Origin of the sequence: Streptomyces sp. NPDC094034, assembly GCF_040303865.1 — a bacterium.
GTDB lineage: Bacteria > Actinomycetota > Actinomycetes > Streptomycetales > Streptomycetaceae > Streptomyces.
The window spans coordinates 457,231-473,286 of the sequence record NZ_JBEOUD010000001.1 but is presented as its reverse complement, the minus strand read 5'-3'; the positions used below and the strand labels follow the sequence as shown (position 1 = coordinate 473,286).

General features: G+C 69.9%; 10 protein-coding genes. 8 read left to right on the top strand and 2 right to left on the bottom strand.

The genetic code is table 11. The features are described from left to right. Positions 1 to 39: 39 nt before the first annotated feature. On the bottom strand, positions 40 to 2,286 hold the full coding sequence (locus ABTZ59_RS02050) for a glycosyl hydrolase family 95 catalytic domain-containing protein (protein WP_351388370.1): 2,247 nt from the start codon (positions 2,284 to 2,286) through the stop codon (positions 40 to 42). Positions 2,287 to 2,588: 302 nt separating this feature from the next. Beyond that, the gene (locus tag ABTZ59_RS02045; RefSeq protein ID WP_351388787.1) at positions 2,589 to 3,500 is read right to left on the bottom strand and encodes a sugar phosphate isomerase/epimerase family protein; all 912 of its coding nucleotides are present in this window, start codon (positions 3,498 to 3,500) and stop codon (positions 2,589 to 2,591) included. Positions 3,501 to 3,654: 154 nt separating this feature from the next. Here ABTZ59_RS02045 and iolC point away from each other — a divergent pair, with 154 nt between their 5' ends. The 8 genes from iolC (at position 3,655) to ABTZ59_RS02005 (ending at position 16,044) form a co-directional block, all read left to right on the top strand. Next, positions 3,655 to 4,713 carry a 5-dehydro-2-deoxygluconokinase gene (gene iolC, locus ABTZ59_RS02040; RefSeq protein WP_351388362.1) on the top strand — a complete coding sequence of 353 codons (1,059 nt, stop codon included), beginning with the start codon at positions 3,655 to 3,657 and terminating at the stop codon, positions 4,711 to 4,713. An 11-nt stretch (positions 4,714 to 4,724) separates the two neighbouring features. Further along, the gene (locus tag ABTZ59_RS02035) at positions 4,725 to 5,591 is read left to right on the top strand and encodes a Cgl0159 family (beta/alpha)8-fold protein (RefSeq protein WP_503001830.1); all 867 of its coding nucleotides are present in this window, start codon (positions 4,725 to 4,727) and stop codon (positions 5,589 to 5,591) included. A 16-nt stretch (positions 5,592 to 5,607) separates the two neighbouring features. Beyond that, positions 5,608 to 6,666, top strand: a complete 1,059-nt coding sequence (gene iolB, locus ABTZ59_RS02030; RefSeq protein WP_351388357.1) for a 5-deoxy-glucuronate isomerase — start codon at positions 5,608 to 5,610, stop codon at positions 6,664 to 6,666. Continuing rightward, positions 6,663 to 8,537 (top strand): 3D-(3,5/4)-trihydroxycyclohexane-1,2-dione acylhydrolase (decyclizing), encoded by a 1,875-nt coding sequence (iolD, locus tag ABTZ59_RS02025; protein ID WP_351388353.1) that lies wholly within the window; start codon positions 6,663 to 6,665, stop codon positions 8,535 to 8,537. Before iolB ends, iolD begins: the two co-directional genes overlap by 4 nt. 14 nt (positions 8,538 to 8,551) lie before the next feature. Beyond that, complete coding sequence (mmsA, locus tag ABTZ59_RS02020) at positions 8,552 to 10,051, top strand: CoA-acylating methylmalonate-semialdehyde dehydrogenase (protein WP_351388349.1); 1,500 nt, start codon at positions 8,552 to 8,554, stop codon at positions 10,049 to 10,051. Between the two features lie 450 nt (positions 10,052 to 10,501). Beyond that, positions 10,502 to 12,343 carry an asparagine synthase (glutamine-hydrolyzing) gene (gene asnB, locus ABTZ59_RS02015; protein ID WP_351388342.1) on the top strand — a complete coding sequence of 614 codons (1,842 nt, stop codon included), beginning with the start codon at positions 10,502 to 10,504 and terminating at the stop codon, positions 12,341 to 12,343. Between the two features lie 276 nt (positions 12,344 to 12,619). Continuing rightward, on the top strand, positions 12,620 to 15,187 hold the full coding sequence (locus tag ABTZ59_RS02010; protein WP_351388784.1) for an alpha/beta fold hydrolase: 2,568 nt from the start codon (positions 12,620 to 12,622) through the stop codon (positions 15,185 to 15,187). After that, positions 15,184 to 16,044, top strand: coding sequence for an ABC transporter permease (locus tag ABTZ59_RS02005; RefSeq protein WP_351388339.1), 861 nt, complete (start codon positions 15,184 to 15,186; stop codon positions 16,042 to 16,044). The genes ABTZ59_RS02010 and ABTZ59_RS02005 overlap by 4 nt, the downstream gene beginning before the upstream one ends. The last annotated feature ends 12 nt before the right edge of the window (positions 16,045 to 16,056 follow it).

Genomic DNA, 16,056 nt, shown 5'->3' with positions numbered 1-16,056 from the left:
GGGATGGGCCGCGTCAGAGGCATGAGGCCAGGCGCATCATCAGTCCGGCTCGGGCAGTCCCCAGCGCGGGTATGTGCCGTCCGCCTGTACGTCGCGCGGTCGTAGAACCGGGTTCGAGCCCCTTCGGGTGACGACGGCGGTACGGCCCTTCGGCAGATCGACGGTGATGGTCCCGGTGCCTCGGTACGGCAGTTTCCGGCCGTGCTCGTCACGTACGTCGATCGCGCCCTCGATGCCGTGCTCCAGCGCCAGCGGCGCGCCCGCCTCGCTCCGTACCGTCACCCAGTCCGTGCGGCCGGCCGAACGCGACGCGTCCACGAGAAACGCGCCCTGGGTACGCAGGCGTTGGACAGACGCGTCCGCCCAGCCCGAGGGGACGGCGGGGAACACGCGGACCGTACCGCCATGGCTCTGGACCAGCATGTCCAGCAGCGACTGGGCGGCGGCGAGCGGGCTCTCGATGGCGAAGTTGGAGCCCTCCCGGTACATGGTGTTCGGCGTCAACTGCGTGCTGTCGACGGTGTTCCCGTCGGTGAAGAACTTCAGATACGACAGCGCCCGGTCCGCGTTGCCGAAGAGGGTCTCCATCGAGGCGGCGGCAGCGAAGCTGTAGCCGTGCCAGCGCTCCCTCATACCCGCCCAGTGCTCGAAGCTCTGACGGTCCAGCGACTCCTGGAGGGGGTAGAGCCACAGCAGATGCGAGTAGTGCCGGTGCGACTCCGCGAGCGGTACCTCCGCACCGATCAGCACACCCTGCTCGCCCCGGTGGTAGGGCACCAGCCGGGCCAGGATGTCGCGCAGGCGCGCGGTCGGCGCGTCATCGATCCGCAGCGCCCGCGCCGCCTCCAGCAGTGTCCGGCAGCCCCAGCGGATCAACGAGAGGTCGTAGGTGCAGTCGGAGGCGTTGGCGTACTCCGGTGACCGGGTCTCCGGCAGATGCAGCAGACCGTCGGACCCCTCGGTCAGGAAGCGCGCGTAATAAGCGATGGCCCGGCTGAGCACCGGATAGAGCACGTCCTGGAGAATCCGCCGGTCCATGGAATGGCGGTAGGAGAGCCACACGTTGTGCATGGCCCAGGTGAGATTGCCGGTGTGGTCGTTGGGGCTGACGCCGGGCACTCCCACATAGCGCGGGCCCGGACGCAGTTCCCGGTCGCCCGGGTGGCAGAGCGCGTAGCTCGCGCCGTCCCGATGGGCCGGATCGATGTTGAGTTCCAGATTGCGGTGGTACGTACGGAAGGTGGGGGTGATCGCGTCCAGTTCAAGATGGTTGGAGCCATTGATCAGGGGATACGCGACCTGGGTGTTGAGGTTCCACCAGATATTGGTCCAGTTGTTGCCGGTCTCCGGGAACCACGGCCCGAAGACGGGCAGTACGGGGGAGCCCTTCCCGGTGGACGACGCCATCTTGTAGAGCTGGATCCAGTAGAAGCGCTGGAGATGTTTGTCCGGGACCGAGACCAGACTGTGCCGGTAGAAGTCGCCCCACCACGCCCGGTGTTCACGGACGAGCCTGTCCGGGGCGGTGGTGAGTGCGCGGTCCACGGCCGCCAGCGCACGCTCGCGACCGGTCGAATCCGGGAAGCCGTAGGCGATGGCGGCCGCGAGCAGCCGTCCGCTGCCCTCGTGGATCTCCCGCCAGGCCGTGGTGTACCCGCCGCCGGCGTGCAGTGGCTGCTCCACGAAACCGGGACCCGCGGCCGGATCGGGGTTGGCGGTGTACTCCGGTGGGACGCGGGTGGTCCTGGTGGTGGCCGACGGCAGCGCGGTGAACCCCCAAGCGGCCGTTCGCTCGCCCGCGGTGGGCTCCAGGGACACCAGGAGCACATCGCTCTGACGCAGGATCAGTACGCGCATCCGGACGCCGCCGGCCGTCGTGGTGACCGTGCCGTTCAACTCGGCGGTCGCCGGATCCAGGGACCAGTCGACATCCGTGACCGTGCCGGCGAAGCTCAGGGTGAGATAGCCGACCGGCAGCCGGGAGTAGCCGATGGCCGCCTCCCACTGCCCACGCTGGTCCTGCACCAGGGAGTGGTTGAGCATGATCCGCAGGGTGTTGCCCTCGCCCGCCTTGCTGTAGAGATGCGCGGCGAGGAAGCCGTTTCCGAAGAAGGGCGCGGACTGCCAACCGGATGGCAGCCTCCGCCATTTCATGGCCGCGTCGAGAAGGATGCCGCGGTGTGCGTCCCTGCCGTCGGCGCTACCGCCGTCGCCGTCACCGTCGGATGTCCGCGCCCAGGCGGTGCGCGAGGAGACCGCGAACGCCGCCGCTCCCGCCGCCGTCATGAACGTACGCCGTGAGAGGCGCCCCGCCCGAGTGATACCTCCGAGGAATTCGGGACGCGATGAAGGTGGAGGAATAGATGAAGGCACGACGCCCCCTGTCTTCGGCTCAGGAATCTCCTTTACTAGGACGATCCTGCCGCAGTCGTGTCCCTGTCAAGAAGTCAAAGCGAGGAAAGATCGGATCAATGAGGCCGGTGGGGCCGTTGGAGGGAGACACGGAAACGCCCGGACGGGACCTCGCGGTCCAGTCCGGGCGTCTGGGGGCGCGCGCGGGCGTCAGGGTGCCGCGCGGACGCGTCGCGTCAGGCGCCGCAGCTGCGCAGAAAGCGGCGCGTGCGTGCGGCGATCGGGAACGGCTTGTCGGGAGGGCACGGATACATGTCCTGTTCGACGATGGCGAAGAGGTCCACATCCAGCCGCCGCGCCGCGGCGAGCACCGGCTCAAGCGCGGGAACCCCGCCCGGCGGCTCGCACATCACCCCGCGCCCGACCGCCGGCCCGAACGGCACCTCGTCCGCGACGACCCCGGCGAGGATCTCGGGGTCCACCTGCTTGAGATGGAGATAGCCGATTCGCTCGCCATAGGTCTCGATCAGTTTGACGCTGTCGCCGCCGCAGTAGGCGTAGTGCCCGGTGTCCAGACAGAGCGAGACCAGATCGGGATCGGTCGCGTCGAGGAAGCGGCTGACGTTCTCCTCGCTGTCGATATGGGTGTCGGCGTGCGGATGGACGACGATGCGCAGTCCGTACCGGTCCCGCACCTCACGGCCGAGCCGCTCGGTCTGCGCCGTCAGATCGCGCCACTGCTCCGCCGTCAGGGTGCGGTCCTCCAGCACCTCGCCGGTCTTGTCGTCGCGCCAGAACGACGGGATGACGACCAGATGGTCCGCACCCATCGCCCGGGTGAGCGCGGCGATGTCCGCGACATGCGCCCAGGTCTTCTCCCAGACGGCGGGGCCGTGATGCAGCCCGGTGAAGACGGTTCCGGCGGAGACCTTCAGGCCGCGCCGAGTGGTCTCCTCGCCCAGCCGGGCGGGATCGGAGGGGAGATAGCCGTACGGGCCGAGTTCGATCCACTCGTAGCCCGCCTCGGCGACCTCGTCGAGGAAGCGCCGCCAGGGAACCTGCTGGGGATCGTCGGGGAACCACACGCCCCAGGAATCGGGGGCCGACCCGACCCGGATGCGGTTGGACGTGGGTACGGAAGAGGTCATACCGGTCAGCTTTCCGGCCATGCGGAAAGAGTGTCAAGCCCTAGGTCCGAATGTAAGGACAAAACGTTGACAGGGCCTCGGAGCGGCATTAGACCTGGGGGTGACGTGGACGTGGGAGTGACGTCGGAGTGACCGCCGAACCGAAAGGACACGCATGCCTGAGCCGTACGACGTCATCACCATGGGCCGGATCGGGGTGGACCTCTATCCGCTGCGGACCGGGGTCCCGCTGGCCCAGGTCGACACCTTCGGGAAGTTCCTCGGCGGCTCCGCGACCAATGTCGCCGTCGCGGCGGCCCGGCTCGGCCGGCGCACCGCCGTCATCACCCGTACCGGCCGGGACCCGTTCGGGGACTATCTGCACCAGGCGCTGCGGGAGTTCGAGGTCGATGACCGCTGGGTGACGGCGGTGGACGCGTATCCGACCCCGGTCACCTTCTGCGAGGTGTTCCCCCCGGACGACTTCCCGCTCTACTTCTACCGACTGCCCAAGGCTCCCGACCTGGAGATCCACCCGGGCGAACTGAACCTGGACGCCATCCGCTCGGCCCGGATCTTCTGGATGACCGGCACCGGCCTGTGCGCGGAACCCAGCCGTACGGCGACCCTCGCGGCGCTGGAGGCGCGCGGAAAATCGGGGATCACCGTCTTCGATCTCGACTGGCGACCGATGTTCTGGCCGGACGGCACGGAGCCGGACGCGGAGCCAGGCGCGGTGTACGCGCGCGCCCTGCGCCACGCCACTGTCGCCGTGGGCAATCTCGACGAGTGCGAAGTGGCCGTGGGCGAGCGTGAACCCGATGCCGCCGCGCGGGCGCTGCTCGCCGCCGGGGTCGAACTGGCCGTCGTCAAACAGGGGCCCAAGGGTGTGCTCGCCGTCCATCGGGACGGCACCCGGGCCGAGGTGCCGCCCGTCCCCGTCGATGTCGTCAACGGACTCGGCGCGGGGGACGCGTTCGGCGGCGCCCTCTGCCACGGACTGCTCGCCGGCTGGGATCTGGAGCGTGTCATGCGGTACGCGAACGCCGCCGGTGCCATCGTCGCGGGCCGCCTCGCCTGCTCCTCCGCGATGCCCTACGACGAGGAGGTCACCCGGACGCTCGCGGGCGGGCGGGTCGTCGCGGGGGATCCCGCCGCCTCCGCCATGACGCCGTCCGCCGCCGCGCCGTCCGCGGTGCGCTCTTCGGCGCGATCCCCCGAGGCCCTGTCGTGACCGGCGTCGACGTGTCCGAGCTGGTCAGGCTGCGTACGTACCACCCCGAGGCCGTCGCCGAGGCCGCCGCCCGCCGTACCCGCCGCCCCTTGCTGCGCGCCGGCGGCCGGCTGATGATCATCGCGGCGGACCATCCCGCCCGCGGCGCCCTGGCCGTCGGGGACCGGCGCCTTGCCATGGCCAACCGCGCCGACCTGCTGGAGCGGCTCTGTCTGGCGCTGTCCCGCCCCGGTGTCGACGGCGTCCTGGCCACCGCGGACATCCTCGACGACCTGCTGCTCCTCGGAGCCCTGGAGGACCGCGTCGTCGTCGGCTCCATGAACCGCGGCGGGCTCGCCGGCGCCGCGTTCGAACTCGACGACCGCTTCACCGGACACCGCCCCGAGGACCTCGCCAGGCTCCGCTTCGACGCGGGCAAACTGCTCCTCCGTATCGACTACGAGGACCCGCGCTCCCTCGACACCCTCCACGCCACCGCCCGCGCCGTCGACGCCATGGCGGAACGCCGGCTGCCGGTCTTCGTCGAGCCGTTCATCTGCTACCGCGCGGACGGCCGGCTGCGCACCGATCTGGGCGCGGACGCGGTGACGCGCTCGATCGCCATCGCCTCCGGACTGGGCGGTTCCTCCGCGTACACCTGGTTGAAGGTTCCCGTTACCCAGGACCCCGACGATATGGCGCGGGTGATGGAGACCTCGACACTCCCGGCCGTCCTGCTGGGCGGCGAGATCGGGGGCGATCAGGAGGGCGCGTACGAGAAATGGCGCAAGGCCCTGCAACTGCCCACCGTCCGGGGGCTGGTCGTCGGCCGTTCGCTGCTCTATCCGGTCGACGGGGACGTGGCCCGTGCCGTCGATACGGCCGTGGGTCTGCTCTAGGGGGTACGGAGACTTCATGACGACCAACCACGAACCGTACGGCCGGTACGTACCCGCGGGCAGCGCCGCGTCGGGACCGTACGCCCTCGACATCGATCCACGGCGGGCCGGCTGGTCACACAGCAGTCTGCGCGTCCTGGAGCTCCCGCCCGGCGGTACACACACGCTGGCCGCCGGGGACAGTGAGTGGATCGTTCTTCCGCTCACCGGCGGTTGCACGGTGGGCACGCAGGGCAAGCTCTTTGAACTGCGGGGCAGGGAAAGCGTGTTCAGCGGAGTCACGGACTTCGCGTATGTGCCGCGTGATGCCCACGCACAGATCGCCTCCGGTGCGGGAGGCCGCTTCGCCCTGGCAGGAGCGAAGTGCGAGCGACGACTCCCCGCTCGCTACGGCCCCGCGCCGGAGGTTCCGGTCGAGCTGCGCGGCGCGGGCGGCTGCTCGCGCCAGGTCAACAACTTCGGCGCGGCGGGGGTCTTCGCGTGCGACCGGCTCATCGCGGTCGAGGTGCTCACCCCGGGCGGCAACTGGTCGTCGTACCCGCCGCACAAACACGACGAATACCGGCCGGGTGTCGAGTCCGAGCTGGAGGAGATCTACTACTTCGAGATCGACGGCGACGGTCTCGGCTATCACCGGGTCTCGCCGTCCCGGCCCGGCGGGACGGATGTCCTCGCCGAGGTCCGTACGGGCGACACGGTCCTGATCCCGGACGGCTGGCACGGCCCGTCCATCGCCTCGCCGGGCCGGGACATGTACTACCTCAACGTGATGGCGGGGCCGGGGGAGTCGCGGGAGTGGCTGATCAGCGACCACCCCGACCACGGCTGGATCAGGGATACGTGGCCGGGGCTGGCCGTCGACCCTCGGTTGCCGCTGTACGAGGCGGGCTCCGCGGCCGAGCCTGAAGGCACGGCCGCGGAGCCCGGGGCCGCAGCCACATCCACAACTACGGCCGGAGACGCACCCGCGGCCGGAGACGGAACCGCCGGAGCCGGAGTCGGAACCGCCGGAGCCGGAGTCGGAACCGCCGGAACCGCAACCGCCGGAGCCGGAGCCGAGGAGGATTCACGATGAGTACGCGTCGTCTTACCGTCGCCCAGGCGCTGATCAGCTTCCTGTCCCGGCAGTACACCGAGCGGGACGGCCACAAGCAACGTTTGATCAACGCCACTTGGGGCATCTTCGGCCACGGCAACGTGGCGGGTATCGGCCAAGCCCTTGTCGAGTCCGCCCCCGAGATGAGGTACTTGCAGGGACGCAATGAGCAGGCCATGGTCCACGCCGCCGTCGGCTATGCCCGCCAGAGCAACCGCCTGTCCGCCCATGCCGTGACCACCTCCATCGGTCCCGGCGCCACCAACCTCGTCACCGGTGCGGCTCTCGCCACCATCAACCGCCTCCCCGTGTTGTTGCTCCCCGGTGACGTCTTCGCCACCCGTCCCGCCGACCCCGTCCTGCAACAGCTCGAACCCCCCAGCGCGGGCGACATCACCGTCAATGACGCCCTGCGGCCCGTCTCCACGTACTTCGACCGAGTCAACCGCCCCGAGGCGCTGATCCCGGCCGCGCTCGCCGCGATGCGCGTGCTCAGCGACCCCGCCGAAACCGGCGCCGTCACCCTCGCCCTGCCCCAGGACGTGCAGGTGGAGGCGTACGACTGGCCGGAGGAGTTCTTCTCCGAACGGGTCTGGCGAGTCCGCCGTCAGGCGCCCGATCCCGACGAACTCGCCGAGGCGGTACGGCTGGTAAGGGAAGCCCGCCGTCCCCTGCTCGTCGCGGGCGGCGGAGTGCATCACAGCGCGGCGGAGGACGTGCTCGCCACGTTCGCCGAGGCGACCGGGATTCCGGTCGCCGCCACCCAGGCCGGCAAGGGCTCGCTGCCGTACGACCACCCCTGCGAGGTCGGCGGCATCGGCCACACCGGCACGGCCACTGCCAATGAACTGGCCAGGACCGCCGATCTGCTGATCGGCGTCGGCACCCGCTGGTCGGACTTCTCCACCGCGTCCGGCACGCTCTTCTCGAACCCCGACGTCCACTTCCTCAATCTCAATGTCACCGGTTTCGACGCCCACAAGCTCGCGGCCGACCCTCTGGTGGCGGACGCCCGTACGGCCCTGCAACTGCTCGCCGCGGGGCTCGTCGGCCACCGTGTCGCGCCCGCCTACGCGACCGAGTACACCGAGGACAAGGAGCGCTGGGAGTATCGCGTCGCCGCCGCGTTCACCGCCGACGAGGATCTTGTACGCCCCACCCAGGCCCAGGTCCTCGGCGCGCTCGACGCCTTGGTCACCGGCGAGGACATCGTCATCAACGCGGCCGGATCGCTCCCCGGCGATCTCCACAAGCTGTGGCGGGCCCGCTCCCGCGACCAGTATCACGTGGAGTACGGCTATTCCTGTATGGGCTACGAGATCCCGGCGGCCATCGGCGTGCAACTCGCGGCACCGGACCGGCCGGTCTGGGCGCTCGTCGGCGACGGTACGTATCTGATGAACCCCACCGAGATCGTCACGGCCGTCCAGGAGCGGCTGCCCTTCAAGGTGGTGATCCTCCAGAACCACGGCTACGCCTCCATCGGAGGCCTGTCCGAGACGGTCGGCGCGGAACGGTTCGGCACGGCCTATCGTTTCCGGGCCCCCGACGGGACCTACACCGGCGCACCGCTGCCCGTCGATCTCGCCGCCAACGCGGCCTCTCTCGGCATGCGGGTGATCCGTGCCAAGACTGTTCGTGACCTGCGTGAAGCCCTGGCCGAGGCGCGCGCCGCCGACGTTCCCACATGTGTCTACGTGGAGACCGAAACGGCAGACACTGTGTCGGGCGTCCCTCCGGCCCAGGCGTGGTGGGATGTCCCCGTGGCCGAGACCGCGACGCGTCCGTCCGCGGTCAAGGCCCGTGAGCAGTACGACCGGCACGTAGCCGCCCGCCGCCGCCAGCTGTGAAGGAGCACAACGGAATGAAGACCGTCAACCACTGGATCGGTGGCAAGACCGTCGAGGGCGCGTCGGGCAACTGGGGCCCGGTGACCGACCCGGCGACCGGCGCCGTCACCACACAGGTCGCGCTCGCCTCCGCCGAGGAGGTGGACAGCGCGGTCGCCGCCGCCAAGGCCGCCTACGCCACCTGGGGAACCTCGTCCCTCGCCCAGCGCACGGGCATCCTCTTCCGCTACCGCGCGCTGCTGGACGCCCGCCGCGAGGACATCGCGGCCCTGATCACCGCTGAGCACGGCAAGGTCCACTCGGACGCGCTCGGCGAGGTCGCCCGGGGCCTGGAGATCGTCGAACTGGCCTGTGGGATCACCACCCAGCTCAAGGGCGAGTTGTCCACACAGGTCTCCCACCGCGTCGACGTCTCCTCGATCCGCCAGCCGCTGGGCGTCGTCGCGGGCATCACGCCGTTCAACTTCCCGGCGATGGTGCCGATGTGGATGTTCCCGCTGGCGGTCGCCTGCGGCAACACCTTCGTACTCAAGCCCAGCGAGAAGGACCCCTCGGCGGCGAACCTGCTGGCGGAGCTGGCCGCCGAGGCCGGGCTGCCCGACGGAGTGCTGAATGTCGTGCACGGCGACAAGGTCGCGGTGGACGCCCTGCTCGCCCACCCGGATGTGGCGGCGGTCTCGTTCGTCGGCTCCACCCCGATCGCCCGCTATATCCACACGACGGCCGCCGCCAACGGCAAGCGTGTCCAGGCGCTCGGCGGAGCCAAGAACCACATGCTGGTCCTGCCGGACGCGGACCTCGACGCCGCCGCGGACGCGGCGGTCTCGGCCGCCTACGGTTCCGCGGGCGAGCGCTGCATGGCGATCTCCGCGGTCGTGGCGGTGGGCGCGATCGGCGACGAACTGGTCGCCAAGATCCGCGAGCGCGCCGAGAAGATCAAGATCGGGCCCGGCAACGACCCGGCCTCCGAGATGGGCCCGCTCATCACCAAGGCCCACCGCGACAAGGTCGCCGGATATGTCACGGGCGCCGCGGCCCAGGGCGCCGAAGTCGTCCTGGACGGTACGGGGCACACGGTCGAGGGCTTCGAGGAAGGCCACTGGATCGGGCTCTCGCTGCTCGACAAGGTCTCCATCGACTCGGACGCGTACCGTGACGAGATCTTCGGCCCCGTGCTGGTCGTGCTGCGTACGGAGACCTACGAGGAGGGCGTCGACCTGATCAACGCCTCCCCCTTCGGCAATGGCACGGCCATCTTCACCCGCGACGGCGGTGCCGCCCGCCGCTTCCAACTGGAGGTCGAGGCCGGCATGGTCGGGGTGAACGTACCGATCCCAGTGCCCGTCGGCTATCACTCCTTCGGTGGCTGGAAGGACTCGCTCTTCGGCGACCATCACATCTACGGCAACGACGGTGTGCACTTCTACACGCGCGGCAAGGTGGTCACCACCCGCTGGCCGGACCCGTCCGAGGCTCCGGCGGGTGTGGACCTCGGGTTCCCGCGCAACCACTGACGCACCACCCGGGGCGCACCACTTTGGGAACGCACCGCTCCCGGTCCCGATCGCAGCCGTGGCCCGTACGACGTCCCGCGTCGTACGGGCCACGGGCGTGTACCGCGTTCGTCCGGTCTCCGGCCGGTTGATGAAGTCTTTGCCCATGGCCTGATCGGGACTCTCCCTGGAGCCGCCGGCGCCGCCGGCACCGCCGCGGCCCTGGTGCGCCCCGGGATCCCGTTCCAGAGCAATTCATTACCTTTCGCGGCGTACGGCTGAAAGCGCCCGGTTCGCGTAACCGGGCGCCGGGCGACCACGTTGACCGGGCGCAGTCGTATGACTCACGCTCGTAATATAGGTGCTGGATACAACTGATCTGGCCCGGTGCCCCGTCCTGCCGTGAACCCCAGGCTTGTCCACGGTCTCTGACCTGCGCTCCGGCCTGGGATCGGAAGCAGGAGGACACACATGTGTGGCATCACCGGCTGGGTCTCCTTCGACCGTGATCTGCGTTCCGCGTCCGAGACATTGGATGCGATGACGGAAACCATGGCCTGCCGGGGCCCCGACGACCGAGGCACCTGGATCAGCGGCCCCGCGGCCCTCGGCCACCGCCGACTGGCGATCATCGACCTGCCGGGCGGACGTCAGCCCATGACGCTCGACACCCCGCAGGGCACCCTGGCGCTCGTCTACTCGGGCGAGACATACAACTTCACCGAACTCCGGCGTGAGCTGACGGACCGGGGCCACCGGTTCCTCACCGACTCCGACACCGAGGTCGTCCTGCACGGCTATCAGGAGTGGGGCGAGGCGATGGCGGAACGGCTCAACGGCATGTACGCCTTCGCGATCTGGGACGGCCGTACCGAAGCGCTCGTGATGATCCGCGACCGGATGGGCATCAAGCCCTTCTACTACTATCCGACCCCCGACGGTGTGCTGTTCGGCTCCGAGCCCAAGGCGATCCTCGCCAACCCGCTCGCACGCGCCCGTGTCCGGCTGGACGGAGTGCGTGAACTCTTCTCCTTCGTGAAAACGCCCGGTCACGCCGTGTGGGACGGAATGCACGAGGTCGAACCCGGCACCGTACTGACCCTGAACCGGGCCGGACTGCGCCGGCGGCGCTACTGGTCGCTGGAGACCCGGCCGCACACCGACGACCGTGACACCACGGTGGCGCGGGTACGGACCCTCCTCGACGACATCGTGCGGCGTCAGCTCGTCGCGGACGTACCGCGCTGCACGCTTCTCTCCGGCGGTCTCGACTCCTCCGCCATGACGGCGCTGGCCGCGCGTCAACTCGCCGAGACCGGCGAGCGGGTCCGCAGCTTCTCCGTCGACTTCCTCGGCCAGACCGAGAACTTCGTCGCCGACGAACTGCGCACGACTCCGGACGCCCCGTTCGTCCACGACGTCGCGCGCGCGTCGGACACGGAGCACCAGGACATCATGCTCGACTCCCACGCCCTGGCCGACCCGGAGGTGCGCAGCCGGATGATCCGGGCCCGCGACCTCCCCATGGGCTTCGGCGACATGGACTCCTCCCTCTACCTTCTCTTCCGGGCCATCCGGAAGCACTCGACGGTCGCGCTCTCCGGCGAATCGGCCGACGAGGTCTTCGGCGGCTACCTCCAGTTCTTCGACGAGGAGGCCAGGCAGGCCGAGATGTTCCCGTGGCTGGTGCGCTTCGCCGACCACTTCGGCGATGACGCCGACGTGCTGCGCGCCGATGTGAGCGCGGCCGTGAACCTGCCGGACTTCCTTCACGAGAGCTATGTCACGGCCGTCACCGGCATCGAACGCCTCAGCGGTGAGAGTGACTTCGAGTACCGGATGCGCAAGATCTGCTATCTCCACCTGACCCGCTTCGTACGGATCCTGCTGGACCGCAAGGACCGCGCGAGCATGGCCGTCGGCCTGGAGGTCAGGGTGCCGTTCTGCGACCACCGGCTCGTCGAATACGTCTACAACGCCCCGTGGTCCCTGAAGTCCTTCGACGGCAGAGAGAAGACCCTGCTGCGGGAGGCGACGGCCGATCTGCTGCCGAAATCGGTGTACGACCGGGTGAAGAGCCCCTACCCGTCCACCCAGGACCCGAAGTACGCCGTCGCCCTCCAGGAACTCGCCAAGGACCTGCTCGCGCACCCGTCCCACCGGGTCTTCGACCTGGTGGACGCCGACCGCATCCGGCAGGTGACGGAGCGCGACACCCCCCAGATCACCCAGGCATCGCGCCGCGGTCTGGAACGCATGCTGGACCTGGCGATCTGGCTGGACATGTACAACCCGGAGATCACTCTCAGCTGAAGGGCCGGCTGCCGGAATCGCCGACAGTCGGCTGGGCGGCAGGGCGGGCGCCGGCTCGCGACCATTCCCATCCCTTTTCCGTCGCCTCGGTGAGGTTCCGCATACCGCGTCTGGTGTACGGAGACGCTGTCCGTACTACCCGGGGAGACATGCGAGTTCCGACCGGCGTCAGTAGGGCCGGGGCCGGGGCCCGTTTAGGGTTCAATCATGGAGCTACGAACCCCCCGCCGGTTTCGGCCGCGCACGCGATGGCTCGCGGGCCTGGGCGTCGCCGCCGTGCTCGTCGGAGCCGGGACCTGGACCGCGGTCGCCTCGGATGGCGCGCCCGCCGTGCACCGTACGGATCAGGTGCTGTCGATGGACGGCGCCCGGATCGACACCTCGTACTTCACCGCAGGCAGCGGGCGGCGGCCGGCGGTGCTGGTCGGGCATGGTTTCGGCGGCAGCAAGGACGACGTACGGGCCCAGGCCGAGAAGCTCGCGCGGGACGGTTACGCGGTGCTGACCTGGTCGGCGCGTGGTTTCGGGAAGTCGACCGGTGAGATCGGGCTCAATGACCCCGACCACGAGGTCAAGGACGTCTCCCGGATGATCGACTGGCTCGCCGCCAGGCCCGAGGTGCGGCTCGACGCGAAGGGCGATCCCCGGGTGGGGGTGACCGGCGCCTCGTACGGTGGCGGCATCTCGCTGCTCGCCGCCGGATACGACAAGCGGGTCGACGCCATCGCCCCGCTGATCACGTACTGGAACCTCGCCGACGCGCTCTTCCCCAACGGTGTCTTCAAGAAGCTCTGGGCCGGGATCTTCTTCTCCACCGGCGGTGGCTGCGAGACCTTCCAGAAGGAACTCTGCGACATGTACCAGCGGGTCGCCGTCTCCGGTACGCCGGACGAGGCCGCCCGCAAGCTCCTGGAAGAACGCAGTCCATCCGCCGTCGGTGACCGTATCGACGTGCCCGCGCTGATCGTCCAGGGGCAGACCGACTCGCTCTTCCCGCTCGGCCAGGCCGACGCCATGGCGAAGGCGATCAGCGCCAATGGCGCACCCGTCGACGTCGACTGGATGGCGGGCGGGCACGACGGCGGTGACCGCGAGAGCGCCCGGTTGGAGGGGCGGATCTCTTCCTGGTTCGACCGCTATCTCAAGGATGACGAGGGTGCCGAAACCGGACCCGCGTTCCGCGTCAGCCGGACCGGAGGCATCGACTCCACCGACGGTCAGGCCCTGTTGCGGGGCGCGAGCAGCGACCGCTACCCCGGCCTGGACAGCGGCACCACCAGCGTCCCGCTCAACGGCGGCACGCAGACCTTCGCCAATCCGGCGGGCGGAAGCCCGCCCGCCATCTCCGCCGTACCGGGCGTCGGCGGCGGACTCTCCCAGCTCTCCTCGTTCGGCGTCGGGCTCTCCCTCGATTTCCCCGGACAGCACGCGCGCTTCGACTCCGCTCCGCTCGACCGGTCACTGCGGATCACCGGCTCGCCGACCGTCCGGGCCACCGTCACCTCGGACAGCGGTGACGCGGTTCTCTTCGCCAAGCTGTACGACGTCGGGCCCGACGGCCGCCAGCAGGTGCTGCCCAAGCAACTCGTCTCGCCCGTACGGGTCGAGGACGCGCGCAACGGCAGAACGGTGGAGCTCACCCTGCCCGCCGTGGACCATCAGGTCGTGCCGGGGCACCGGCTCCGCGTCGTGCTCGCCGCCACCGACCTCGGCTATGCCTCCCCGGCGACCCCGGCCACCTACCGGGTCTCCGTCGACGGCCCGCTGACCGTACCGACCGTGCCCGCGCTCACCGCCGGATCCACCGCACTGCCCTGGTGGACCTGGGGGCTGCCGGCCGCCGGCGTACTGATCGCGGCCGCACTGCTCCTCACCGCCCGGCGCCGCACCAGCGCACCGGCGCCCGATCCCGCGCTCGCGGAGGTGCCGCTGCGGATCACCGGGCTGACGAAGCGGTACGCCGGAGCCGCCGACCGCTACGCGGTCCGTGATCTCTCCTTCCAGGTCGAAAAGGGTCAGGTGCTCGGTCTTCTCGGCCCGAACGGCGCCGGCAAGACCACCACCCTGCGCATGCTGATGGGGCTGATCAGCCCCGACGCGGGCGAGATCCGTGTCTTCGGGCACGCCATCAGGCCGGGCGCTCCGGTGCTCTCCCGGGTCGGCTCGTTCGTCGAGGGCGCGGGCTTCCTGCCGCATCTGTCGGGCCGGGCCAACCTGGAGCTGTACTGGCGGGCCACCGGCCGGCCCGCCGAGGACTCCCATATCGAGGAGGCCCTGGAGATCGCCGGGCTCGGCGACGCGCTGGCACGGGCCGTACGCACCTACTCGCAGGGCATGCGACAGCGGCTCGCGATCGCCCAGGCCATGCTCGGCATGCCGGATCTGCTGATCCTCGACGAACCGACCAACGGTCTCGACCCGCCCCAGATCCGTGAGATGCGGGACGTGATGATCAGATACGCGGCCGATGGCAGGACCGTGATCGTCTCCAGCCACCTCCTCTCCGAGGTCGAGCAGTCCTGTACCCATCTGGTCGTCATGGATCGCGGGCAGCTCGTCCAGGCCGGTCCGGTCGCGGAGATCACCGGCGCGGGCGACACCTTGCTCGTCACCACCGCCGAGGAGGTGCCGGAGCCCGTCGTCGAGAAGATCACCGCGCTGGCGGGCATCGGCTCGGCGGTCCGCACGGACGACGGACTCGGTCTGCTCGTACGACTCGACGGGGCGAGCACCAACGCGCTGGTCACCGAGTTGATCCGGCTGGATGTCCCGCTGACGGGTGTCGGACCGCACCGCCGCCTGGAGGACGCGTTCCTCACCCTGATCTCAGGAGGCACCGCATGAGCGCGCTGATGGAATCGGCCCCCGGCTACCGGGCCCGGCGCACCCTGCCGCTGCGGGTCGAGGCGCTGCGCCAGCTGAAGCGCAGACGGACGCTGGCGATGGGCATCCTGCTCGCCGTCCTGCCCTTCATCCTGATCGTGGCGTTCGCGATCGGCGGCACCCCGGGCTCGGACGGCGAGAACAACCGGGTGACCCTGATGGACACCGCGACCGCCTCCGGCGCCAACTTCGCGGCCACCTGCCTCTTTGTCTCCGCGGGCTTTCTCCTGGTGGTCCCCGTCGCGCTGTTCCACGGGGACACGGTCGCCTCCGAGGCGAGCTGGTCCTCGCTGCGTTATCTCCTCGCCGCGCCCGTGCCACGGGCCCGGCTGCTCTGGAGCAAGCTGGCGGTGGCGCTCGGTATGAGCGCGGCGGCGATGCTGCTGTTGCCGCTGGTCGCCCTGGCGGCGGGCACCGCGGCCTATGGCTGGAAGCCACTCGAACTGCCGACGGGCGGCTCCCTGGCCACTGCCGAGGCGGTGCCCCGGCTGGCACTCGTCGTCGCTTTCATCTTCGTCTCCCAACTGGTGACCGCGGGCCTCGCGTTCTGGCTGTCCACCAAGACCGACGCACCCTTGGGCGCGGTCGGCGGGGCGGTCGGGCTGACAATCATCGGTAACGTGCTGGACGCCGTGACGGCGCTTGGTTCCTGGCGGGACTTCCTGCCGGCGCACTGGCAGTTCGCCTGGGCGGACGCGCTCCAGCCGCAGCTGGAGTGGAGCGGCATGGTGAAGGGCGCGGCGATCTCGGTGACCTACGCCGTGGTCCTGTTCGCGCTGGCCTTCCGTGGCTTCTCGCGCAAGGACGTCGTTTCATAGCCGCTGGGCAGA

Bases quoted from the DNA above. Each gene is read 5' to 3' on its own strand.
- ABTZ59_RS02005 (WP_351388339.1), top strand. From the start codon at position 15,184: ATGAGCGCGCTGATGGAATCGGCCCCCGGCTACCGGGCCCGGCGCACC.
- ABTZ59_RS02045 (WP_351388787.1), bottom strand. From the start codon at position 3,500: ATGACCTCTTCCGTACCCACGTCCAACCGCATCCGGGTCGGGTCGGCC.
- iolC (WP_351388362.1), top strand. From the start codon at position 3,655: ATGCCTGAGCCGTACGACGTCATCACCATGGGCCGGATCGGGGTGGAC.
- mmsA (WP_351388349.1), top strand. From the start codon at position 8,552: ATGAAGACCGTCAACCACTGGATCGGTGGCAAGACCGTCGAGGGCGCG.
- iolB (WP_351388357.1), top strand. From the start codon at position 5,608: ATGACGACCAACCACGAACCGTACGGCCGGTACGTACCCGCGGGCAGC.
- asnB (WP_351388342.1), top strand. From the start codon at position 10,502: ATGTGTGGCATCACCGGCTGGGTCTCCTTCGACCGTGATCTGCGTTCC.
- ABTZ59_RS02050 (WP_351388370.1), bottom strand. From the start codon at position 2,286: ATGACGGCGGCGGGAGCGGCGGCGTTCGCGGTCTCCTCGCGCACCGCC.
- iolD (WP_351388353.1), top strand. From the start codon at position 6,663: ATGAGTACGCGTCGTCTTACCGTCGCCCAGGCGCTGATCAGCTTCCTG.